The organism is Candidatus Nitrospira nitrificans (assembly GCF_001458775.1).
Taxonomy (GTDB): Bacteria; Nitrospirota; Nitrospiria; order Nitrospirales; family Nitrospiraceae; genus Nitrospira_D; species Nitrospira_D nitrificans.
This window is the reverse complement of record NZ_CZPZ01000014.1, coordinates 25745-49713: the sequence shown is the minus strand read 5'-3', so window position 1 is coordinate 49713 and position 23969 is coordinate 25745. Positions and strand designations below refer to the sequence as shown.

15 protein-coding genes are annotated in these 23969 nt (G+C 58.1%); 5 read left to right on the top strand and 10 right to left on the bottom strand.

The features are described from left to right. Positions 1–5: 5 nt before the first annotated feature. Together COMA2_RS19790 and COMA2_RS10925 are read right to left on the bottom strand one after the other, a co-directional pair. Complete coding sequence (locus COMA2_RS19790) at positions 6–221, bottom strand: hypothetical protein (protein WP_139077282.1); 216 nt, start codon at positions 219–221, stop codon at positions 6–8. Positions 222–369: 148 nt separating this feature from the next. Further along, positions 370–1617: a DUF4344 domain-containing metallopeptidase gene (locus tag COMA2_RS10925; protein WP_090897746.1), complete on the bottom strand. Its 1248-nt coding sequence runs from the start codon at positions 1615–1617 to the stop codon at positions 370–372. Positions 1618–1749: 132 nt separating this feature from the next. On the opposite strand from COMA2_RS10925, the gene COMA2_RS10920 reads away from it, so the two are divergent. Continuing rightward, a complete protein-coding gene (locus COMA2_RS10920; protein WP_090897743.1) occupies positions 1750–2787 on the top strand; it encodes an IS630 family transposase in 1038 nt (345 codons plus the stop codon). Positions 2788–3001: 214 nt separating this feature from the next. Here the strand turns inward: COMA2_RS10920 and COMA2_RS10915 are convergent, their stop codons facing one another. From COMA2_RS10915 to COMA2_RS10900, 4 genes are all read right to left on the bottom strand, one after another. Then, the gene (locus COMA2_RS10915; RefSeq protein WP_090897740.1) at positions 3002–3550 is read right to left on the bottom strand and encodes a hypothetical protein; all 549 of its coding nucleotides are present in this window, start codon (positions 3548–3550) and stop codon (positions 3002–3004) included. 248 nt (positions 3551–3798) lie between these two features. Beyond that, entirely contained in the window at positions 3799–4629 is an 831-nt protein-coding gene (locus COMA2_RS10910) for a cyclase family protein (RefSeq protein ID WP_217490711.1), read from the bottom strand. 192 nt (positions 4630–4821) lie between these two features. Beyond that, complete coding sequence (locus tag COMA2_RS10905; protein WP_090897737.1) at positions 4822–5145, bottom strand: glutaredoxin family protein; 324 nt, start codon at positions 5143–5145, stop codon at positions 4822–4824. Positions 5146–5154: 9 nt separating this feature from the next. Beyond that, positions 5155–5394: a BolA/IbaG family iron-sulfur metabolism protein gene (locus COMA2_RS10900; RefSeq protein WP_090897734.1), complete on the bottom strand. Its 240-nt coding sequence runs from the start codon at positions 5392–5394 to the stop codon at positions 5155–5157. 251 nt (positions 5395–5645) lie between these two features. Here COMA2_RS10900 and COMA2_RS10895 point away from each other — a divergent pair, with 251 nt between their 5' ends. Genes COMA2_RS10895 through COMA2_RS10880 form a run of 4 tightly spaced genes read left to right on the top strand, consistent with a single transcriptional unit; the run spans position 5646 to position 10265 of the window. Beyond that, positions 5646–6080 carry a response regulator gene (locus tag COMA2_RS10895; protein ID WP_090897810.1) on the top strand — a complete coding sequence of 145 codons (435 nt, stop codon included), beginning with the start codon at positions 5646–5648 and terminating at the stop codon, positions 6078–6080. 29 nt (positions 6081–6109) lie between these two features. After that, positions 6110–7222, top strand: a complete 1113-nt coding sequence (locus COMA2_RS10890; protein ID WP_090897730.1) for an ATP-binding protein — start codon at positions 6110–6112, stop codon at positions 7220–7222. Beyond that, positions 7219–9723, top strand: a complete 2505-nt coding sequence (locus COMA2_RS10885; protein WP_090897727.1) for a PAS domain-containing sensor histidine kinase — start codon at positions 7219–7221, stop codon at positions 9721–9723. Before COMA2_RS10890 ends, COMA2_RS10885 begins: the two co-directional genes overlap by 4 nt. Continuing rightward, the gene (locus COMA2_RS10880) at positions 9672–10265 is read left to right on the top strand and encodes a Tll0287-like domain-containing protein (protein WP_090897724.1); all 594 of its coding nucleotides are present in this window, start codon (positions 9672–9674) and stop codon (positions 10263–10265) included. Before COMA2_RS10885 ends, COMA2_RS10880 begins: the two co-directional genes overlap by 52 nt. 125 nt (positions 10266–10390) lie before the next feature. Here COMA2_RS10880 and COMA2_RS10875 read toward each other — a convergent pair whose 3' ends face one another. The 4 genes from COMA2_RS10875 to COMA2_RS10860 form a co-directional block, all read right to left on the bottom strand. Then, positions 10391–11500 carry an AI-2E family transporter gene (locus tag COMA2_RS10875; RefSeq protein WP_090897722.1) on the bottom strand — a complete coding sequence of 370 codons (1110 nt, stop codon included), beginning with the start codon at positions 11498–11500 and terminating at the stop codon, positions 10391–10393. A 141-nt stretch (positions 11501–11641) separates the two neighbouring features. Next, positions 11642–12085: a bactofilin family protein gene (locus tag COMA2_RS10870; protein WP_175304540.1), complete on the bottom strand. Its 444-nt coding sequence runs from the start codon at positions 12083–12085 to the stop codon at positions 11642–11644. Positions 12086–12184: 99 nt separating this feature from the next. After that, positions 12185–14497 carry a PBP1A family penicillin-binding protein gene (locus tag COMA2_RS10865; protein ID WP_090897716.1) on the bottom strand — a complete coding sequence of 771 codons (2313 nt, stop codon included), beginning with the start codon at positions 14495–14497 and terminating at the stop codon, positions 12185–12187. 181 nt (positions 14498–14678) lie between these two features. Continuing rightward, complete coding sequence (locus COMA2_RS10860) at positions 14679–23618, bottom strand: tandem-95 repeat protein (RefSeq protein ID WP_175304539.1); 8940 nt, start codon at positions 23616–23618, stop codon at positions 14679–14681. Positions 23619–23969 lie beyond the last annotated feature (351 nt).

Below are 23969 nucleotides of genomic sequence, written 5' to 3'. Positions count from 1 at the left end.
TTCTATTAACGCTCGCTTCGACCGTATTTTTGCATTATTTGATCAAAAAGGTCCCATCCAAGTTTCTTACCACGCGTGGACTTCCATTTCTTACGCCAAACTACAGCACCTTTCGATACCAAAAGTTTGCCAATAACACGACTATCTTTTCGAACACAAAACTCAATATCGGCGCGACCAATCTCACGTTGGGGAATTGAAGAATTGACTCTATGTGCCATGACACCTCTCCTCAACATGGGAAACAAGGCTTGCTTTGGATACGCCTATACGTAAAGCAATCCCATACATATCTTGCCAGATCATTAGACGGATGCATTTATCTGCAAGGTCTGGCTTGAACACCGAACAGGATTGATCGGGCGCCTGTTACTCCCTGACTGTGAGTTTCGCATCTGTTCCCGCTTGAACCTTTATGTTTGGAACCACAGCGATCGCTTCACGTTTGGAATCTCTATTCTGTCTCTTCGTGTTCCACGTATAAACTGCACACAGATGATATGTGCCAACCAAAACATCATTAATGGTAAAACTTCCATCAGTATCGCTGTCTCCAAATCGTGGGAAACCATCGGGCAGATAGTCTCTTGGAACTAAGCAGCCCTGTTTTTTGACAGCTACTGGGTTGGAGAACCAAGTAGTTAGCTCTTTGGTAGCCGGATATAGCATTACGAATATTTCCGAAAACTCAGCCCCGCTAGAAGGTACTTCTGGATATACCACTCGCCCAACAATGCGGCCTTTGGGGTAATCGCTTAACAGTGGAATTGAGCTTTGCGGAGCTGATGTGGCCGCTGTTTGTTGCACCGAGGCCTGCGAGATTAAGATCTCCCAGTTCTTCATCATTCGTAGGGACTCGTGACTACAACGTTGTGCACGCGCCATAGGTAAAGTCCCATTTTTGACGACCCAGGCATAACGATCGGGATGCTGCCCATAGACCCAACATAAAATGTTGTAAAACCGTTGCTCGTTGAGTGCATTTTCATCAGCGAAATTGTGTGCTGGCGTACCAGCAACAGAGTTTAACCAATATGAAAATGGATCCTTATTCTTGGCAGAACTCAACCAAAAGTAATACGCACCACTGAGGGCTGCATCAGTTCCATCTTCCCCTACCTTGGTCAGTAAGACCGTTGAAAACCGATCGACTGCATCTTCTTCCCTCCCCGTGATAGGGATGTGTAGTTGATCAACTAGTGCATGGCCTAGCTCATGGAAAAATACAAACAGCCAGGAACCCATCACCACACGGCCCCGCTCACCTCCCGGCACATCAGCAAACGCCCGCTCGAAACTATCAAACAACTCATAGCACATGACAATCTTTGGTGGACCAGGAGCATAGTACGCATTAGGCTGCTGACACTCCTCGAGTCTAATGTATAGAGGGGAAGGAAGCTTTATGGACTGACTGAGACCCTCAGCGAATAGCTCAACATACCGCTCCTCCATGAACGCTCTGCGATAGGCAGCGTGACGTTGATTTACAACATCGGGGTATTCAGCAACAAATGAGCGAGAAGTTGGCTGGGATTCCGGACCGGCAATTGAAGCACTCCAAGAGAGTCCTAAAAGTAGACTAACGGTAAGAGCAATCGTAGTGACCTTGCACATATAATAGGACTCCTGATGGATTTGAATTATCGATAATTCATGATTCGAGCGTATCTACACATAGATCTCATTGTAGATGGCCAACGATACTGATTAGTTCACTAAATAGTGCGTAGTATAGTATCCTGCACTATGCATAGACAGGACGATGCCAGGACCTTGGTTCCAGCGGCGCAAGCGCACCTCCGGCGACTCGCCGTGAGAGCGGTGCGCCGCGGGTGTACGCAGACTGAGGCGGCCAAGCTTTACAGCGTTAGCCTGCGTGCGGTGAATAAGTGGGTGGCGATCGACAAGGTTGGAGGGTTGCGCGCCTTGAAACCGAAGCCCCGGGGGCGTCGGCGTGGCCAGGGCGGCCGGTTGTCCGTTACGCAGGCGCAGCACATCCGTCGTCTGATCGTGGGCAAGCTGCCCGATCAGCTGAAGCTGCCGTTCTATCTCTGGACGCGGGCTGCGGTGGCGAGTCTGATTGCGCGGGAATATGGGATCGGGGTCTCGCTGGTCACCGTGGGGCGCTACCTCCGGGCGTGGGGGGTGAGCCCGCAGAAGCCGGTGCGACGCGCCTATGAGAGGAACGAGGTGGCCATCGCGCGGTGGCTGAAACAGGAATACCCGATGATTGCCCGACAGGCCAAGCGGGAGCACGCCGCCATTTATTGGGGCGACGAAATGGGGCTGCGCAGTGACCACGTGACCGGGACAAGCTATGCGCCGGTGGGACACACTCCCGTCATACGAGCCACAGGGCAGCGCTTCGGGTGCAACATGATCTCGGCCATCACGAACAAGGGTGCGCTCGCCTTTATGGTGTTTCAGGGTACATTCAAGGCTCCCGTCTTTGCGGAATTCATGAAGCGGCTGCTCAAGCAGATGGACGGCAGGATCTATCTGATTGTGGACGGGCATCCGGTGCATAGATCCGGAGCCGCCACGCGCTTTGCCGCCAGACACGTCTCGCGACTGCGGCTCATTCGGATGCCGGGCTACTGTCCGGAACTAAATCCCGATGAGTTGCTGAACCAGGACGTCAAGACAAACGGGCTCGGCAAAAGCCGGCCCACCACGCGAACCGACCTCATGGCCACCGTGCGCAGCCATTTGTATCGACGTCAGAAACAACCGCAGATCATCATGAACCTGTTTCGCGAACAACATGTTCGCTATGCCGCGTGATGTACTACGCACTATTTGGTGGTCGGCTCAGTAATAATCCCAAGGATTTCATATTTCCGAGCAGAGAAATAGGGACCGGCTGAATTTCCTGCGGTCGGAAATCAGTGGGGAAATCAGGCCAAACGTGACCGCTGGCGAAAGAGTAAACCGACGCCCGGCAGAGGCCATGCGGGGACCGACAGAAATTCACAACAAGATTTTAGAATGCATTGACTCAAGCGGAGGATTCGAGCAGGGTTCGCATTTCTTGGGCAAGTCCTAATGCATCGGCCTGGTCGATGAGGCGCCCCCGATCTATCTCGTTGGGTTTTCGCACCGCCACAATGCTTCGGGCGTCCTGTAGATCGACTGGCCCTCCGGCGTAGAGCTTCAAGAGCACGAGCGCTTGCCAGTTTACGACCGGCACCAAACGACCAAATACGTTTAGGGTTTCAACTCCATTAAACGTAATGGCTGCCAATTTTGACGGCAGAACGATCAGCTGAACCGGCACTTCTTGCCCTTCATATTTCAGACTGAGCCTGAAGACTCCTCGTAGTGGATCATCTATGCCGCCCGGTTCGTACATGGCTCCAAGGTGAGTAGCCAGCGCCTGAGGATCCGATGTCCCGAGTGCTACGGCAAGATCAATGTCTTGTGTGGCTCGCGCAACACCCCATGCCGACACCGCAAATCCACCGATCAACGCGTACGAATGAAGCAGGCGCTCCTTCTGCGCTTGGTGTAGATGTCCAACAATCTGGCTTAGGGCTTCGGAGAACACCGGTTCAATTCGTAGCAGATATCGGAGAGGTTCAATGCAATCGTCAGCCGTTCTTCTGGAGTCTGACGTCTAGCCCGTTCAATCTTCTCGTCACCGAGCTGCTGACTCAGCTTGCTCGGTCGCCGTCGTGAGTCCTGCGAGATGGTCGGTTGCCGAGGTTTCATGAATCCAAGTATACATGGCTACGCTGGAACCGAAAAGGGCGAAGAAGGAAGCCGCTACAATCTGCAGCAGAGAAAGTTCGATGACTAAGAACGCGGCACTACCGCAATAATCCGCAGTGGCCCACCGGTCCCTCCGGTAATTTTCATGGGAAGCGCGATAATGTCAAAGCCGCGATCCGGTAGGTCATTCAGATTGGCAAGATTCTCGAACACCGGCACGTTCTCGGAAAGCAGTGCGACATGCGTCTCGAACTTCGTCGATTGGCCGTAGTCGATCGACGCCGTATCGATCCCCACAGCCTTCACGTGCCGTTCTCGCACCAGCCAGGCGGCTGCCTCCGGATGCAGCCCAGGGAAATGCAGCGCCCGCACCCCTTCTTGCTCTCTCAATTCTGTTCCCAGATAGTCCTTCCGATTCGGCCAGAACCGGGCATAGCCTGTATTCAATAGGACGATGGCCTGGTTTGGAATTCGCCCATGCCCTGCTTCCCATCGTTCGAAATCCGCGATCATCACGCGGTAATCTCGATCGCGACCACATTGCCCTGTGATATCGATTCGGACGCCGGCTCCGACCAGACGGTCGATTGGAATCTGGTCCAGCGTCTGCTTCCCTCTTGAAAAGTGAACCGGCGCGTCGATATGCGTGCCGCCATGTTCCGGCAGCTCCATGCGATTGGACGCATAGTAATGCCCACCCGCGGTATCCTCTGCATGCTGAACGACGAGCTTGAAACGCTGTTCCGTCGGCCAGACGATCGTATCTGATCCGAATGAATGGGTCAGATCGACAATCCGCGAGTGCTCCCAGACAATATGATTGCCTTGATGGTCCGCAACACATCCTGCATTTACGACCAAGCCCAGCACGGCCATCAACGTACTCGCTGTAAGAAGAATGGGGCTCTTTCCCATGAGATTTCTCCAACCATCTCTTCTTTTTCCTCTTCCAAGTCTCGGGTGGAACGGATACGCACACCTCCCCCCTGAGCAGGGCGTTCCTGCTGGTCTCACTGCGCCCGTCGAGCGAGCACCGCCCTTAATTGTAGATTATTATTGCTCCCGTGTGCGCGCTCGGGGAGCAAGAGACTAGCAGGGATGCCCTGCTTACTTCCCGAAGGCTTTTTTCAGCAGCGGTTCGATCTCGCCCTTGGCGGCCATCGGGTCGAGGACGTCGGTATCTCCATAGAACGTGCCGTCGATAAACACCTTGGGGAGCGTCGGCCAATTGGTGATCTTCGTCAGCGCTTCTCGTTTTGCCGGTTGCGACAGGACGTCGATCAGCTCGTACGGGTACCCATACTTATCGAAAAATTGCATGGTTTCCCTCGTGAACCCGCACATCGGCATCGTCTTGGTTCCCTTGCCGTAGATCAAAATCTTATGAGCCTTCACTTCGTTTTGAATTTCTTCTTCGATTTGGTCGGCCATGGTTTCCTCCTAAGCCTCATCTCTGGTGCGCGCGGTTAATTCGAGCGCATGGATTCGTCCGTCTTTCATCGGCGCGTCTAACGCTTGATAGATCATTCGATGCCGGTCTAAGAGGTTTTTCCCATGAAACCCCTCTGAGACGATCACGACCTTGAGGTGATTCATTGTTCCCGTACGGTCGGTCACCGTCACCACGGCATCCGGCAGGGACTTGCGAATATAATCGGTCAGCACATCTGGCGTAATCACCGGCCTCCACTCCTCTCGCTTTTCAATACCCTAGCTGAAATTGGTTCTGAAACGCAATGTGCATCCTCGGTGGTGGTTTCCCACATGCTGGTGGTGCATTTAAGCCGGCGCCCACCGGCAACGATCTACTCTGATCGAGCAAGCCGTTGAATTGTTTCATGCTCACCTTCGTCATGTTCCGGCATCAGCCTTGCGCATGCACATCGTATGAACGCCAACATATCACCCCGCTATTTACCGAGGAGGTCGTCATGAGCGAATTCAAGTCCGGGTTTTTTGTGGGAGGGGAGAGCTGCAACGGGCGCGTCCTCGTTGTGGATGATGAGCCCGATATCCGCAAGGTCGTCCGCATGACGTTGCACAAAGCCGGCTACGATGTTTTGGAAGCGGAGAACGGCGAGAAGGCCATCGAAACCATCAACTACGGTGAAAATCGACTGCTCCTTGACGTCATTATCTGCGACATTCGAATGCCGAAAGTAAACGGGATCGAAGCGATCGCCTACTTCCGTCAAAATTATCCTCGCGTGCCCTTGATTGTGCTGACCGGATTCCCCGACACTGACATGGCCACGGCCTTACTACGACAAGGCGTGGTGGATTATCTTGTGAAACCGGTAGAGGGCGAGAAACTGAAAGCGTCCGTCGCGCGTGCCATGGAGCAGCGTGAATTGGCCCATCTCTGAGGGAACGGGCCACAGCCTGAGGATTCAGCATGACAATCATCTCGCCGACCATGTCCCATCCGCAAGCCGAGAATCAGGGAAGCGATCCAGCTTCCCCCTCGCCTCTGATGAGAGTGGCCATCATCGGGGCGGGGCGTGGGGGCATGGCCCTGCTCGATGTGCTCCACCAGATCCGCACGATTCAGATCGTCGGCATCACCGATCGGAATCCCTCGGCTCCCGGGCTCACGCGCGCGCAAGAGCTCCACGTGCCGGTCTATGACGGGGTCACCGATTTGGTCAAGCGCCAAGAACTCAACCTCGTGATGGACGTGACCGGTGATCCGGCGATGGAGTCGGCGCTTCGGGAAGAGGTCCCGGCGGGGACCGATGTGGTCAATGGCCAGACCGCGCGGCTTCTCTGGCTGTTGGTGCAACATGAATCGACCTTACAGACCGAGTTGCTCCATGCGGAGAAACTCGCCGGGATCGGCTCGTTCGCCGCCGGCATCGCGCATGACATGAATAATCCGCTCCAGCTGATTCTGGGTCTGGCGGAAAATCTCACGGACGAAACGGACCTGGAAGCCGTGCACCTGCAGGCCCGCGATATCATTGAAGCCGTGAAGCGCACGACGGCCATTTGCCGAGACCTGACGTCCTATTCCCGCCGCGCATCCTTGCGGCAAGACTGCCTGATCGGCGTCAACAGTAAGTTGGATGAGGCGCTCAAGATCGCCCGCTATGCGGTGGCGCTCCAAGACATCGAAATTCGCAAGCTGTATCAGCCGGACGTCGTCATCAAGGGAAATCCCGATGAACTCCTCCATGTGTTCGTCAATCTCATTACCAACGCCGTGCAGGCCATGGAACACCACGGAACCTTGACGCTCGAAACCACAGCGCTGGCCGCCGCGACGCGGGTTCGTGTCTCCGATACCGGCAGCGGGATCGCCCCGGAGCTCCTGAATCGAATCTTCGAACCCTTCTTCACGACAAAACCGCCAGGGAAGGGAACCGGATTGGGTTTGTACAATATCAAGAATGTGATCCATCACATGAACGGCACCATCGGGGTTGAAAGCCAGGTCGGACGAGGTTCCACCTTTACCCTCACATTTCCCGGTGAGTCCGCCGGCGGTGAGAGGAGCGCTCAATCGTGACGGAGACGCCGACATCCTTGCCGTCCGGCACCAGGTGGGGGCTCAAGGCGAAAGTCATTCTCTCCATGCTGCTCGTCGGTGTCATCCCGCTGATCGTCGGCTTGGGGATGGCATTCTGGCAGGGGTCTCAAGAAATCCGGGAAGTCAGCGGGGAAAGTTTTAAAGCGCTCGCGACTGAAGCCGCCCGCAAACTCGATCTCCTCCTGGCCGAAGAAATCGCGCACAGCGCGCGCATCGCGAATGACCCGACGATCATTCGCGCGTTGGAGCAACGGCGTGACGCGCGGGGAGACTCCAAGAGTTCGACCGCGACACTCACGGATTTCGAACAGCGGTGGAAAGCAAAGGACGCGGCCGCCGTCAAATCCATCATGAACAACCCTCTCAGCACGTTGCTCCATGAATACTTTACCGGCGTCCATAGCGCGCCGGGCCAATCGCTTCCACACGTGGTTCGGTCCTCGACAAAGATGCTCTTCCTGACCGATGCGCAGGGCACACTCGCCGGGACCATGACCGACCATCCGGCGTTCCGCCACCAGAAAACTCACTGGTGGCAAGGGGCCTTCAACAAAGCGGTGGGGAAACTCTATATCGAAGATATCCGTTTCGACGACCAGGTGAACGCCTATGTGTTCACCATTTCGCTCCCCGTCATGGATAGCCTTCGGTATGAAGTCGTCGGAGTGCTGCACCGCGTGATCGACGCCAAAGAATTCTTCTCTCCCTCGACTCAGGTCACCCGATTTGGAAAGACCGGCCACGTCATGCTGATTGATACCAACGGCATCGTCGTCAGCTGCCCGATCCTTCCCACCGGCGTCCCGTTGTCCGATCCGAACTTAATCCCGCTCGTCACGCCGCAACACCCCGGTTGGGTGCAAGCCGCGAGCGACGGTCACGGAGGGCAGGACACCTCCGTGATCGGCTTTGCCCCTCTTCCGGGAACAAGCCGGGCGACCAACGGCTCTATCGGCTCTGTCGACAATGGGTCGTGGCACACGTTCGTCTGGCAATCGTCCGATGAGCTCTTCGCGCCGATTCAGCATCTGTTCACCTGGGTCACGGTATTCGGTGCCGTCGCCGTTGTGCTGCTGGCCTCGCTGGGCTACGTCGCCGCCGGCCGCATCGTGACCCCCGTGCGGCAACTGCAACAGGCCGCGCAGTCGATCGGACGCGGTGAATTACGGACACCGATTCGGATCCACACGGGCGACGAATTGGAGGATTTAGCCGATGAATTCAATCGGATGAACAATCAACTCAAAGCCGCATTCGCCGGACTGACCGACCAGGTCAAGTTGAAAACCCAGGAAGTCCAGGTCCTCCAGCAGTCGACGGATCAGATCTTGGACGCCGTTCCCACCCCGATTCTCCTCATCGATGCCCACGAAGTCGTGCGCTACATCAATCAGGCGGCCCGCGAATCTTTCAACGTCCAGGAACCGATGTCGGGAGCTTCCCTGTTCACGATTCTTCCCCTTGACCCGGCCGTTCAGAAACGGCTTCAAGCGGAGTTCCAAACGAACGGCGTGATCCCGTTCGCCGCGACCGATACCGATCGCGAGACAGTACCGAGAGACCCGCTGATGCCTAGCGCGGATCACGAATCGGCCGGCCAACGCGCTGAACTCCACATCGGGTCCCGCATCTATCAGTACCAATGGTTCCGATTGCCCGCGAGGCCAGGGGAAGAAGACAGCATCGGACTGGTGCTTCGGGACACCACGGATGAGAGCCGCCTACAAGACCAGCTGGTTCAGGCCGAGAAGACAGGAAGTCTCGGCGTCCTCACCGCCGGAATCGGCCACGAACTCAACAATCCCTTGTTCGGAATCATCGGGTTGGGGGAAGCGATTCAGGACGAGCAGGACTTGGAACAAATCAAGACCTGCGCCCGGGACATCGTGGCCCATGGCCGTCGCATGGCGACGATCGTTCGTGATTTTACCGGCGTCACGAACCGCGAGGCCTTCGACAAGCACGTGCCGGTGTATGTGGAGCAGATCTTGGACCAAGTGCTGGCCACGGCACAGACCACCGTCGACATGAAAGATGTCGCGGTCCACAAAACCTATGCGGGCCATACACCCGTGTTGGTTTTTCCGGACCAACTTCGGCAAGCGTTGGTGAGTCTGGTGACCAATGCTGCCCAAGCCATGAAGGGCGCCGGCACACTCAGGTTGACGACTGCCGCGTCGGACCACACGGTGACGGTGACGATCGCGGATTCCGGACCCGGCATCTCCAAACAGCACCTGTCAAAGATCTTCGATCCGTTTTTTACGACCAAGGGACAGGGAGAAGGTTCCGGCCTCGGGCTCACGGTGGCCAGGCGGATCATCCGAAAGTTCGGGGGCGATCTCCGCATCGAAAGCGTCGAAGGCCAAGGGACCACCTGCATTGTCACGCTCCCGATCAGCTCTCCCCTGTCTTCCGAAGGAGGCCCATGGACATCGTCCGAGCCACGTTCCGAGCCGCAACCATCGCATTCCTCGTAGGGGGATCCTGGGGCGCGGCTTCTCTTCACGCAGCCAAGGAGACCCCGCCCATCGGCAGCATCTCTCCGGAAAAAGTCACCGATTACGTGCATGCCGTCCTGGAGGCCGACCGGACGATCTACACGACGCACATCGTCAACCGCATGCAGGAGAAAGGCATCGTCGCCGCAACCGAACATTGGGAACAGGACAGCACGCTCCCGCTGCCGGCTCAGTTCCTTCAACATTCAGGCCGGTTGGTCGCCGAAAGCGGACGGGGCATCCGCTATAGGCTCATCGGGTTCTCTCCGATCTATCAACGCAACGCGCCTGCGACCGAATTCGAGCGAAAAGCGCTGGAGGTGCTCAGACGACAGCCTGACCGACCGATTACCGGGGTTGTGTCAAGCGGCAAGAAGCAGTACTTCCAGGCGATCTATCCGGACCGCGCGGTCTCTTCCGCCTGCGTCACGTGCCACAACAGTCACCCGTTAAGCCCGAAGCAAGATTTCAAGCTCAACGATGTGATGGGTGGGATCGCTATTACGATTCCGCTGGAGTAACCAGAGCGGTCATTGGTCATACGTGATTGGCAGGAGGGCGGATAGTCCTTGCATCAGCCCGCGATCATTGATGAAGGACTACCGACTACTGACCATTGACTTGTGGGTCGCGCGATAGAAAGAAATCAGTGAGCAGCCGGAGACTTTTCGGGCAGACCTGCGGGGAGGCCCGGCGGCTTGAGGTGATACTCCTCTCGATAGATCTGTACCGCCGTCATCAGGAGGCTGATAAGGATCGGGCCGACGAAAAGCCCAAGCAACCCATAGAGCGCCAACCCGCCCAACACGCTCAGCACGAGGAGCAACACGGGAATCTGCACATCTTGGCCGATCAACCAGGGGCGAAGGAACTGGTCGACCATCGACACCACGCCGACTCCCCACACCAGCATGATCAGGGCATTCCCGGTCTCACCTATCCAGAATAGGTAGAGCGTCACGGGGCCCCATATCAGTCCCGTTCCGCCGAACGGGATCGGCGCCAACACAGTCGTCAGCGCGGTCAGTCCCATCGGAAACGGCACATCGAGCGCCCAGTAGGCCATCCCCGCCAGAAGCCCCTGAACGATCGCCGTGACGAGCATCCCTTTCACCACCGCCCGAATCGTTTGATCCAACCGCGCCAGGATTTTGGACTTGTGCGACTCTTCCATCGGGATCAAATCGTATAACACGGCGAGCCACTGCTGACCGTCTTTGAAGAGAAAATACAACACGAGCAGCATAATGAAGAAATTCGTCACCAGGGCGAAGGTGTTTTTCAGCAAGCCCCCCATTCCTCCGACCAAGAACTGACCCAACTCCTTGACCCCGCCGACGAGCGACTGCTCCAATGAAAAGGTGGGACTGCCGGTCCCGGAGACCGCCGCCTTCAACCAACCTCCGACCAAAGGGATGCCGGCCACTTGATCCGGCAATCGCTGAAGCCCGCCGGCTGAGATCCATGCTCGGATCTCCTGCTCCGCCGCCCCGGCTTCCCGTATCAACATCACCCCCATTCCAACCAACGGCACAACGACGATCCCCAACGCGCCGACGGTCAGCATCGCGGCGGAGAACGCGTCCTTCCCGCCGAACCATTTGGCCAGCCGGAGATGCATCGGGAAGGCCCAATGCGCCAACAGACCGGCCCATAGAGCCGAGAACACAAACGGTTTGAACATCAGCCCGATTTGGTAGAGGAGCAAGATCAGGAGGAAAAAGAACACGATGGAAAAGATCTGTTGTCGAGTCATGGCGAACGTCGCAGTCTCTCTGAAGCAGTATCGAGTAAATAACAGATCTGTCGGCGTCTGTCACGAGAGGAAAGAACGGGATGGAAGGAGCGAGACCACCGGACGTGAGGACGATACAACGAGCGAGAGGCGGGAGCGCGCTTACAAGTCGGCTTCCCTTCCGATCAGCGCAATCGCTTTCCCACGATGCGCATTCATGTCGCGAACATTATTAGGCGGTCGAGAGGCTTCTTCGGGCCAGCCTGTGACCCCCATATCGCTGACCCCCTGAAATTTCGACCCTTCTTCCATCAGCATCGTGGGACAATGGACTTCGCCGATCAGAATCGCGGTTTTGAGAAGCTGGATCTTGCCGGTTGCCGTGACCGTGGCTTTGATTCGCCCACTGCTGATCAGTGAATCGGCGTGGATGGTTCCCTTCACGACTCCATCTTCCCCGACGATGACTTGCCCCTTCGTGTGAACATCGCCATCGAGCCGCCCATCGATCCGCACGGTGCCGTCGACCTTGATTTCCCCTTTGAGCTCAACGCCTTTTGCCAACAGCGTAATATTGCCGTCGTCCACATACCCTGTCTTTTTCATGGGGATTCCTCCATACAGGCCAATCCTCCCCAAGGGTACCTGAGGACCAGGGATACGCCTAACAGTTTGTGGAATCCGACACTCGGGTAGGCTCTTCATCTATTGCGATAAACCGAACGTCTGCTTCATCCGTTCCCAGATCCCGCCTCCATGCACTTCGCAATAGACCGTCGGCTCCGTTCCGGCGATGAAGAACTCAACCCGCTTCTCCGGACATTGCGACGTGGCGAGTTGTCCGCTTTTGGGATCAATCTTCCGCTGAACCACACCAGCAGGCGCCGCAAAGTCCGGAGAATCACGCGGAATAAGCCGGAGCGCCAGCTCGCTCCAAATCGGAAGGGCGGCCTGGGCGCCGGTCAACGTGAGGGGGCGTTCATCGTCAAAACCGACCCACACACCGATCGCCATCTCCGGTGTATAGCCGATGAACCAGGCATCCCGATACCCATCGGTGGTCCCGGTTTTGCCTGCCACCGGGCCATGCACTCCCAACGCTCTCGCTTTGGCTCCGGTACCTCGGTCCACCACCCCTTTCAACAACGACGTCATGAGAAATGCTCCTTGCGGGGTTGCCGCCTGGCGTCGATCGAGCGGGGGACTCCAAATGGTCTCTCCCCCCTCACGAACCATGTTGGACAGCGCGACCGGATGGATGACCACGCCTCCATTGCCGAGCCCGGCATAGGCGGATGTGATCTGCAGCAACGAGACTGACGAACTCCCCAACGCCAGGGACAAATCGTCCGCCAACGGTGTGGTAATTCCAAAGGCGTGTAGCACACTCGTGAGCGCCGTCATGCCGGTTCGATGCGCGGTCCGAACGGCGGGAATGTTCAACGACTGCTCGAGCGCCGTTCGGACCGTCACCGGCCCTCGATACTGCCGATCGTAATTCTGAGGCGACCAGGACCCGGTGCCGGATTCCAACGTCACCGGTTCATCCACCAACAATGTCGCCGGAGTCAGTCCGGTCGCACCTTGATCGCGTGCAGCCTCAAATCCGGCTAAATACACAAACGGCTTGAAGAGAGACCCAGCTGATCGGTGCGCCTGCACCGCGCGATTGAATTGGCTCAGCTGATAGTTACGCCCGCCGACCATCGCCAGCACGTGACCGGTCTTGACATCCAGCACGACCGCCGCCCCCTGAAGCGGAGGCTCGACTCCGGCCAGGGCCGGATAGCTTTTTTCAAGTTTTGCCAATCCTTCATGCAACACCCGCGCAACGATTCGTTGAGCCCTTGGATCAAGGGTCGAATGGATTCTCGCCCCATCCGGTATGTCCATGCCGATCCCCTGCTCGATTTCTCTGAGCAGGTGATCGACGAAGTACGGCGCATCGGTGAGGACATCCTGATTCAGCATGACCTTTACAGGCTGATTCATGGCCTGCGCCACGGCCTCCTCCGGCAAGATCCCCTCTTCCTTCAGTCGGCGAAGCACCACATTGCGACGCGTCGTGGCGGATTCGACGCTTTTGACGGGAGAATAGGCATTGGGTCCCTTGATCAATCCGATGATCAGCGCGATTTCATCGATCGACAGGTCGTCAAGATCCTTGCTGAAATAACGATGGGCGGCTTCTCGCACGCCGTAGATCGAAACCGGTCCGGCTTGGCCGAGATAGATCTCGTTCACATAGCTCTCTAAAATCTCCTCTTTCCGGTACTTGAACTCGAGCGCCATCGCGGCCATCACTTCCCGGAGTTTCCGCCCAATGGTTCGCTTGGGAGAATAGTAGAGGTTCTTGGCCAATTGCTGAGTAAGCGTGCTGCCTCCTTGCACGAGGACGCCGCGAGTCAGGTTGATCCAAAACGCGCGGCCGATCGCGATGGGATCAACCCCGAAATGAGAAAAAAACCGACGATCCTCGATGACCAGCAGCGCCTTGATCAGGGTGGGAGGGACACGACCCAGCGGAATCCATTCCCGAACCTGCCGGGAGCCGGAACGCATCCCGCTGATCAAAACCGGCTCGAGCGAGACCAATGAAAGCGGGCGCCCATCGGCCACGGACAACACCTCGGTAACGATCCCGTCGGTCAATCTCAAGCGGACCGATCGCGCGGGAAGTCGGTGCTCTTCCTGAGCATGGAGAAAAATCTCAATGGAATCCTTGGTGGTGAAATACTCACCGGCGACCCGCGGCGCCGCGGTGGCCGGCTTGTACTCCAACCGTTGCAGGTGGTCAAGCAATCCTGAATCGACAGCATGGATCCCCGGCGTCAGAAAAAACGGGGCACCATAGATCAACAGCGGCGGATGCTCATCGCTTTTGGGGAGAGCCAAACTGGTTGAAAGAAACACGACATACCCGCCCACGAGTGTGACCGCCACTCCACAGACGATCAGGAACGGTAGGAAGAGCCGCCTCGCCAACGAGGCGGATCGAGATAGCGTGTGAGTCGACATGGTCTCAGCTTACCCTGTATCGTCAGACAAGAACACTGGGACACAGATTACCAAAATTCGGGACGTCTACGAGGAGGAACTTGTGCCGGATCGTATTTGGAGGAACGTGATGGGCGGCGAGAAGCGAGGGCACAGACTGATCAACGAGGAAGAGCCGGTCCAGACCGTTCTGGCCGGCTGGTTAGGGCTTGGGGTCAGGCGGAGAGTCGAGCACATGTTTCAGCCCCTTGAATTCGGTGGCTTCTGCTTGCCGATCTCGCTCGGCTTCTTTGCGCCGGCGTTCCCGCTCGCTGCCGCTTCCTCCTAACACAGGGAGAGGGTCGAAGTGCCGCCAGACCGGCATGGTCGCCAGACAGCTCGCCAACAGAGTCCCGCTACGAAGCGTCCATACGATGAACCCGGACGACAAGGTGGTCCCCGTCAACGCGGCGATCCGCACTATAATCGCATGTTGTTCTTGGGACAGGTCCATCGCCTGCTCCAGCGAGGCCGTCATGTCATCGAGCTTGGAGAACAGGAGATCGCTCACCGACTGAGATGGCTCGACTGGTTCAAATTCCGGCGTCGGAGTCGCTTCCACGGGAGTACCGGTCAAGAGCAGCCTACCGGTTTCGTCGATCCAGTAGAAGGGGACCGAATCCTTCGCCAAATCGATCGTTTTCCTCGGTTCCTCGGACCTGATCGGATTCAGACGTTCCGTTTCCGACGGCATCGCACCAGTCGGAGTGAATTCTGGTGGACTCGCGCTAGGGCTTGACCCCACTGGGAATGTGGTTGGGACCTCGGTTGTCTGTACAGGTGACTCCGCTGGGCTCGGCGATATAGGTCCCGGACCAGTTGAGCCTGTCGGAGTCGTGGGCAGAAGGACCGGCGGCGGAAGCGGTGCGGGCGGAGCTCCTTCTGCCACATTCATCACCGTCACCTGAATAGTCTGTATGGTGCTGGCCCCTTGGCTGTCAGTTACTTGAATCTGGACGACATAGATGTTGTCGCCATTGACATCAGTAGCCACTTCAAAATCAGGCGGTGAGGTGAAACTCAGCGCACCCGTCACGGCATTGATCGTAAAACGCGCCTGATCCGCACCTCCGCTGAGGCCGTAGGTCAACGTCTGCGCCGGCAGATCCACATCCGCGCCGGTCACAATCGTGACGGCACTGACATTCTCCGCCACATTGACCGCCGCAGTTGATGCACCACCGCCACTCGTAACGGTGGGAGTATCATTCACGGGGGTGATCGTCAGGGTCATGGTCGTGGCGCCCAGTGTTCCCCCTACCCCATCACTTACAGTAAACGTGAAACTGTCGCTGGTGGTTTCAGATCCGTCGTGCACATAGACCAGACGATTCGCGGCAATATCGGCTTGGGTGAAGGTGAGGGCAGAAACACCAGGAGCGGTTGTGAGCTCCAGCCGTCCATACGCCGGACCCGTTCCGATGGAATAGGTCAACTGCGCGGCGGTCTGCTCAATGTCCGTCACTACTAAATCGCTGCTGTCAATCGTATCGGTCCCGCCTTCAGTCACTGTGCTGCTGGTGTTGACACTCAAGATTGGCGCATCATCGACCGGTGTCACGGTCACGCTGATCACTTGGGTGATGCTGGTGCCCGCATCATCAGTAATCGTCACGGTGAAGTTGTCCGTCCCGTGAAAGTCCGCGGTCGGGGTGTAGCTCCACAGGCCCGTCGCCGGATCGATGCTCGCCGTCCCGTTCGTCGCGCTCGTGGTCACGGTAAACACCGTGCCGTCGCTCAAGCCCTCAACATCGGTCGCCGTCAGGGTCCCCGTCAGAGTCGTGTCTTCGTCGCCCATCCCGCTCGTGCCCCCCGTCACCACGGTCGGATCGTTCACCGCCGTGACGGTGATCGCGACGGTATCCACGTCGCTGCCGCTGTTGGCATCGGTGCTCGTGACGGTCAGCGTGTCACTGCCGTTAAAGTTGGGCGTACCTTGATAGACCAAGGTGGCCAAGGTCGTGTTGATGTCCGCTTGGTTACCGCTCAACGTCAGGCTGTTCGTGCCGTTGTTCCCCGCGCTGATCGTCGCCCCGCCCGAGAGAGTCACAGCCAGCGTGCCGTTGCCTACCGCTAGTTGCACAGTGCTCAGATTGCCATCGACGTCATTGACGCTCACGCCGCTGATCGCGAGGGCGGTATCTTCATTGACCGTCTGCGCCCCGGGGACGGTGTTGATCGGCGCATCATTCACCGCCGTGACGTCGAAGGTGAGGGTATTGGGGACCGCATCGTAGGCGTTGCTGGCATCGCGTACCGAGAAGGTCAGGTTCGCATAGCCGGTGCCGGTCGCATCCGCCACTGGCGTGAAGACCAAGTTCCCCGCCGTGATATCCGCCACAGAGACGACCTGGCCCGCCGTCACGACCACACCCGAGAGAGTCAAGCTCCCGGCGCCCGGCAGCGTATCGATCCGCACGGCGCTCAAACTGTCCCCCGCATCCACGTCGCTAAAGCCAAAGTTCGCGGTGGTCAGGGTATGGGAGCTATCTTCGATAATGGTAATCGCAGCGTCCGCGCCGGTCGGGGCTTCATTCACGTTCGTGAGATTGATCGTAAAGGTCTCATCATAGGTCAGCCCGCCGCTGTCGGTGACGCGAACCGTGATGCCATGGCTCGTCGCCGTTTCGTAGTTCAGCAGGCTGCCATCGGCCACGGTAATCTGGCCCGTGCTGCTATTGATCGCAAAGCGCCCGCCGGCATTGTCCGTGAACGAGTAGGTCTTGGTGTCGCCGGTGTCCACATCGGTGCCGCTCACCGTCCCGACCACGGTGCCGTTCGCTGAGTTTTCGGCTACGGTATTGGCCGACAGGCTCAGATCGGTCGGGGCATCATTGACCGCCGTGACCGTCACGGTGGTGTCGTAGTTGGCACTGGTGCCGCCATCTCCATCGGTGAGGACATACCGGACAGTCCGGGCGCCCGTCGTTGGCGCTGCCGTGTCGGTATTCTCGTATGTGATGTTTTTGACCAACGCCGTCACCGCCGTCGGCGTGGCGCTGCTGTTGAGCGTGATGATGAGATTGCTCCCCCCAGTGCCACCGGTGAACGTCCCGATGGCCACACCGCCATAGGTCACAGTGCTGCCGCTCACCCCAATCTGGCCCGCCCCGGTGCCTTGGTTGCGGATGCTCAGCACATCTTCTGCACTGTCGCCCCCGGCCGGAATAGAGACCGTCAACGTGCCGGTGTCCAGATTGGTCGAATCCACATCGGCGACCAGCGCATTGCCGCCTTGTTCGATGACCACCGCGCCCGCGCCTTCGCTATAGCTCAAACCATCGCCGCTCAAGTTGGTGATTGTCGGCGCATCGTTGACCGCCGTCAGGGTGATCTGGATAAACTGGCTGATCGTATTGGCCCCGCCGTTGGCCGTCCCGCCCGAGTCATAAACATTAAACTGAAACGCCGTGACCCCGCTGGCGTTCGCCGCCGGCTTGAACTGCATGCCTTGAATATCCGCCAACGTATAGGACCCAACGGTCACCCGCGTGGTGCCATCTGCCAAGAAAACATCGCCGACACCGGCCGAGGGAACTACTGTGACGGCATACGTCAATATCTGCGCGCTCTCATCGGCACCTCCACCCGGACTGTAGGCCACCCCTCCCAAGCCTAAAGATGCCAGACCGGCGTCCTCCGACACCGTGAGATTACTGACAGTGCCGGCTGTGCGAGTCGGCGCATCGTTGACCGCCGTGACGTTGAACGTGAGCGTATTGGGAGCCGCATCGTAGGCGTTGTTGGCATCGCGCACCGAGAAGGTCAGATTCGCATAGCCGGCGCCGGTCGCGTTGGCGGAGGGCGTGAACACCAGGTTGCCCGCCGTGAGGTCCACCACGCTCACCACCTGCCCCGCCGTCACCGCCACCCCCGACAGGGTCAAGGAGCCGGCGGTTGGAATCGTATCCATGCGTACGGCACTCAAACTGTCGCCTGCATCCACATCGCTGAAGCCGAAGTTCCCGGTGGTCAGGGTATAGGAGCTATCTTCGGCGATGGTAATCGCGGCGTCGGTGCCCGTCGGCGCTTCATTCATGTCGGCCAAATTAATCGTGAACGTCTCGTCGTAGGTCAGCCCACCGCTGTCGGTCACCCGCACGGTCACGCTATGGCTGGCCGCATTCTCGTAATTGAGCAAGCTACCGTTGGCCACCGTGATCTGGCCGGTGGAACTGTTGATCGCAAACCGCCCGCCGGCTGTGTCGGTCAACGAATAGGTCTTCGTATCACCCGTGTCGACATCCGTCCCACTGACCGTCCCCACCACCGTCCCGTTGGCTGCGTTCTCGGCCACGGTGTTCGCGGAGAGACTCAGATCCGTCGGGGCATCATTCGCCGAATCTACCTGAATATAGGCGGTAGCAATATTGGAGAAATTAGCTCCGTCACTGACGCGATAGGTAAAGGAATCGGTTCCGGAGAAGTCCGCGGCCGGCGTATATGAGAAGCTGCCGTCAGAATTCAGCGTGAACGAGCCGGCATGCGAGGGTCCGGTGACAATGACAGCCGATAACGCGTCGCCGTCCACATCGTGGTCGTTCCCCAAAACTCCTGGCCCTGCGATCGAAAGGGTATTGTCCTCGCTGACACGATACGTCGACCACTGAGGGGTTTGGCCGGTGGTTCCGCCGCCCAGCGTGCCGTCTGAGTTCCCCGCCAGATTATCGGCATTGGTCCCGGAATTCTCATTGAACTTCCAATAGCCTAGTAATCCGGTTTCTGTACCGGAGAGATTGCCGTTACGGTCACCGGCAATCTCTCCGGCGGTTCGCGCCACATTCCACACCTGCGCTTCGCTGATCTGGCCGGAAAAATACTGGTCTGCCGGATTGTTCTCGCGACCACCAATCCGAAGCGTATCTTTGGTCGGATGAGCATCGCCGATCGTGCCTGATCCGGCGAAGATCTCCACCGCAACCCCGTCCACATAACTCGTGATAGTTCCATGATCATAGGTCACCGCGATATGGGTCCAGGTATGCACCGGGATCACCACACCCGTGTCATGCCAGGCCCAGCCTGGGTTTGTATTCGCAAATGCCCATTTCAGACTCCCATCCACATCCAAACCAATCTCGTACTCCCCTTCCTTATTCATGATTATTTGCGTGGCTTGTGACGAAGGTTCCCGGTTGATCCAGGCCTCCATCGTAACGGTATCCGTGACCTCGTAGGTCGCTCCGCTGCCCATATCCACAAAATCATCCACACCGTCAAATCGGAGACCTGCACGGTCGTCGGCAGCGACAGGCGCTTCATTGACATTGGTGACAGCGATCGTAAAGGTCTCGTCGTAGGTCAGGCCACCGGCGTCGGTCACACGCACCGTGACGCCATGGCTCGTCGCCGCTTCGTAGTTGAGCAGACTGCCATCGGCCACGGTAATCTGGCCCGTTGAACTGTTGATCGCGAACCGCCCGCCGGCATTGTCCGTGAAAGAGTAGGTCTTGGTATCGCCGGTATCGGCATCCGTCCCGCTCACCGTGCCGACGACGGTGCCATTGGCTGAGTTTTCGGCTACGGTATTGGCCGACAGGCTCAGATCGGTCGGCGCATCGTTGACGGCCGTGACCGTCACCGTCGTGTCGTAGTTGGTACTGGTGCCGCCATCCCCATCGGTAAGCACATAGCGTATGGTTCGCGCGCCCGTCGTCGGCGATGCCGTATCCGTATTTTCGTATGTGATGTTTTTCACCAGCGCCGTCACCGCGGTCGGCGTGGCGCTGCTGTTGAGCGTGATGATGAGATTGCTCCCCCCAGTGCCACCGGTGAACGTCCCGATGGCCACACCGCCATAGGTCACAGTGCTGCCGCTCACCCCGATCTGCCCCGCCCCGGTCCCTTGGTTGCGGATGCTCAGCACGTCTTCGGCACTGTCCCCCCCGGACGGGATGGAGACGGTCAACGTGCCGGTGTCGAGGTTCGTCGAATCCACATCGGCCACCAGCGCATTGCCACCTTGCTCGATGACCACCGCCCCCGCGCCTTCGCTATACGCCAGACTGTCGCCGCTCAAGCTCGTGATGGTCGGCGCATCGTTGACCGCCGTGATCGTGGTCACCGCGCGGTCGCTCGCGATGCTGAATGCCGTCGTTCCGCCGGTCACCGAGACATCCACCTTCGTCCCGGCTGTTCCAGCCGTTTGGTCCCAGCCTCGGTAATCGACCTGCAGCGTCCCGCCGTTGTCGGTATCGGGAGTCATGCGAAGATAGTCCGTGGCCCTGAGCAACAAGGCACTGCCTGTCGATACGCTTCCGACACTCGACCACGTCACGCCGTCGAGACTGTACTCGAGCGTTCCACCGGCACCTCCGAGGCCGAACAGGGCGATCCCCTCCACGGCACCGCTATCGACATCCGTCATACTGGACAGCAACAAGTCGCTCACTCTTCCCGAAACAGTGGGAGCGCCTTCGGTCGTCGTGGTCGTGGGACCAAAAGGAGTGAGTACCGGCGCGTCGTTGACCGCCGTGACCGTAATCGAGGCGGTATCTGCGGCGGAGCTGAACGCGCCGGTAGCAGAGACGGACGTAGAGGTCACCTGCACATTATCCGCATAGAACCGAGCGTTCCCACCGACGCCGGTGACAATAAACTGAATGCGCGTGTTCGGAGAGGCGTAGGCCGAAATATCGAAACTGGCGGACCCGCTTCCGGTCTGGAGCGATCCGGAGAATGTGCCGTTGGTCAGCGTCGTGTAATTGGCCCCTCCATTACTTGAGATTCGCACTTCGACCCGGTCTGCTCCGCTCAGGGTGTTATTATAAGAAAATGACAGGGTCGAGCCGGTCGTGCCGCTGAGATTGACCTCTCGCGCAATGTTGTCGCCCACGCGATCGGCATCAAAACGCAACTGATTGGAGCTAATTTGAATGCTGCCGGACGCCACTCCCGCCCCGCCCGCATCGGTTTCGATCCAGGCGCCTGTCCAGTTCTGCGTTCCGTTATTGTTGCCGAACGAGGCACTGTTGAATTGGTCCGTCACGGTCGTCGTCGTTCCTGTGGCGACCTTGCTCCCGGCCGTGCCGGACGTTCGATCCCAGGCGCGGAAACTGATGCTCCCGCTGTCAGCCCGTTCGCCGTTGGGGACGAACCGTATCGAATCGGTCGCGCGCAGCAAGAGAGCCGACGATTCGGACACGGTCCCGATGTTCGTCCAGCCGGAACCGGTGTTGTACTGCCAGGTTCCGCTGCCGCTAGTGAGGGACGTAATGGCGATTCCTTCCGAAGCCCCGGCGTCGGCATCTGTAATGCGATCGCCTCCCGCACTGGCGATAATCGAAGCGACTGTTTGCCCGTTATTATTGGTGGCATCCTCCGTGATGCTCGTCAAGGTCATGACGCCACTATTGTCTAACACCGGAGCGTCGTTAACCGCCGTGACGGTTAGACTTGCCGTGTCACTCGCGCTGCTGTAAGCGGTCGCACCGCCGCCCACGCCGGTCGACTCGACTTGGATATTGTCAACATGCACCCGACCCATCGAGTCTCTTCCGGTGACGATAAATCGAATTTGCGTGTTTGCATTGGCGTAGGCGCTGATGTCGACTTTGTAACTCTGCGCCGCGCTGTCGGTCGCATTGATGCGAAGGGTATCGAGGGTGGTCCATGTCTTTCCATTATAGACCTCAACCGAAACCACTCCATTGGTTCCGCCACCATGTTGACGGATATAGTCGAATGACAGAGTCGCCGACGATGCCGTGCTCAGATCGATCGACCGGCCGGCGCCCCGCGATAGGAAGTCCGTTTCTATCTGCAACGAGTTCCCCGATAGACCGGCATAACTGTTCACCATGACCATCCCAGCGCCGGTCCCGTCGCTTTCACCGATCTCCTGCCAAGGGCCACTCCAATTGACCGTTCCGTTATTGTTGGAATAAGAGACCGTGTTGAACTGATCAATCGCCGTGGAGGTCGTAGATAGATTGGCGGTGCCGCCGTTCGTTCCGCTCGTTCGATCCCAAGCCCGAAGGGTAATGGCATCGCTCATGGTGCCGGTGTAATTCGCATTGGCTTGGAAATAGAGACGGGTGTTGCCGTCGGCGGCCAGGAGGCGAGCGCCGGCATCACTGACAGATCCAAGGGCATTCCAGGTCGACCCATTGTTCGTGCTGTACCACCATGTCCCGTTGCTGGTATTGGCGCCCGTAATTGCAATACCGAGCTGCGCACCGCTGTCCGCATCGGTGACATTGTCCACTTGACCCGATGGACTCGCGAAATCGACGAGAGAAGACACTTGCGTTCCCACCGCTCCCGACGGCGCGCCGGCGTCTTCGCCGATGGAACTCAACGTGGGACTTTTTGAGGCATCCAACACCGGCGCAGCCAACAGCCCAACCCAGTTCGCCTGCGTCTGTACATCGATCGCAATTCGTGCCTCGATCGCGCCGGTCCGAACCTCAAAATCCCAGTCACCGCCGAGAGACATGTGCCCTGTGAAATCGTTGCTGGCTTGCACATCGGCGCCGGTGAGCGCCGCGAGTCGGTTGACGGCGGCCTGTCCTACTTCTCCCTCCGCGAAGTCGCAGCCATAAATGAGGATGTCGGCCTGCTCTGAAAGCGCTTGTTGGATCGTCGCGAGTTCGTCGGCGTATTCCCCGGACATCGACTCCGTGGTCAATGTGCCCGTGCCGAGCTGCAACGTGCCGGCGGCACCATGTGAGATCACATGAATGGCATCGATGCCGGTCCTTCCGGACAAGGCCGCCGTCATCTGTTCGACCCCGTCTTGCCCGCCGTCGAGCATGATCACTTCCATATCGGGATTCATCCCGCTCAGGAGTTCTCGATAGTTGGGCACGGTCGGATCGACGAAGACCACCTCTATCGTGGTCTCGCCTGGGTTGTAGGAGGCGATGGCTTGAAGCACCTCTTGCGACTCATCCTCTGCCGCGGTTGGCTCGCGGCCGCCTTCCGCGGACACCGCCGACTCGGCCTGCTCCTGCGCGACTTGTTCTTGATTGACCTCGGCCGCTGTGGCCGAGGCCGCTGCATCGAACATGAGACGAGATTCGAGCGAAAGGAACGACAGTTTCGGGCGAGGCGCCTCTGACCCGTTGGAAGCCGTCTTGGGCTTCTTCTTTTGCTGTGACATGGCGTGTTTGTTTCGCCCGAACATACGTAGGCCGTCTCTACTCAAGTACCGCTTCGGGTCTTCATCGGCTCATTTCGTTCAGTGCTGAATATCCTCTTGAACCATGCAGATTTTGTCCGGCACAGTGGATTAGGTAGGGGAACAATGTGCTCTGACCGCCGCTAACTAGCTGAAAGAAGCTGGGCCTCCTTTCACCCCCTGGCTATAAAAGCTAACTCCAGGGGCAGCAGACAGGAGGTGGTCATCACACCGCCTCCAATTTCGAACCGGTCCCGGCACGCCGACCATCCGGGAGAGTCGGCCTATTGATTCAATGAAGGCTACTTCATGACAGAGCGAGTGGAGTGGAAC

What these genes read in the sequence shown, in the direction of transcription:
- COMA2_RS19790 (WP_139077282.1), bottom strand. Translation starts at nt 221, where the DNA reads ATGGCACATAGAGTCAATTCTTCAATTCCCCAACGTGAGATTGGTCGC.
- COMA2_RS10925 (WP_090897746.1), bottom strand. Translation starts at nt 1,617, where the DNA reads ATGTGCAAGGTCACTACGATTGCTCTTACCGTTAGTCTACTTTTAGGA.
- COMA2_RS10920 (WP_090897743.1), top strand. Translation starts at nt 1,750, where the DNA reads ATGCATAGACAGGACGATGCCAGGACCTTGGTTCCAGCGGCGCAAGCG.
- COMA2_RS10910 (WP_217490711.1), bottom strand. Translation starts at nt 4,629, where the DNA reads ATGGGAAAGAGCCCCATTCTTCTTACAGCGAGTACGTTGATGGCCGTG.
- COMA2_RS10905 (WP_090897737.1), bottom strand. Translation starts at nt 5,145, where the DNA reads ATGGCCGACCAAATCGAAGAAGAAATTCAAAACGAAGTGAAGGCTCAT.
- COMA2_RS10895 (WP_090897810.1), top strand. Translation starts at nt 5,646, where the DNA reads ATGAGCGAATTCAAGTCCGGGTTTTTTGTGGGAGGGGAGAGCTGCAAC.
- COMA2_RS10890 (WP_090897730.1), top strand. Translation starts at nt 6,110, where the DNA reads ATGACAATCATCTCGCCGACCATGTCCCATCCGCAAGCCGAGAATCAG.
- COMA2_RS10880 (WP_090897724.1), top strand. Translation starts at nt 9,672, where the DNA reads ATGGACATCGTCCGAGCCACGTTCCGAGCCGCAACCATCGCATTCCTC.
- COMA2_RS10875 (WP_090897722.1), bottom strand. Translation starts at nt 11,500, where the DNA reads ATGACTCGACAACAGATCTTTTCCATCGTGTTCTTTTTCCTCCTGATC.
- COMA2_RS10870 (WP_175304540.1), bottom strand. Translation starts at nt 12,085, where the DNA reads ATGAAAAAGACAGGGTATGTGGACGACGGCAATATTACGCTGTTGGCA.
- COMA2_RS10865 (WP_090897716.1), bottom strand. Translation starts at nt 14,497, where the DNA reads ATGTCGACTCACACGCTATCTCGATCCGCCTCGTTGGCGAGGCGGCTC.
- COMA2_RS10860 (WP_175304539.1), bottom strand. Translation starts at nt 23,618, where the DNA reads ATGTCACAGCAAAAGAAGAAGCCCAAGACGGCTTCCAACGGGTCAGAG.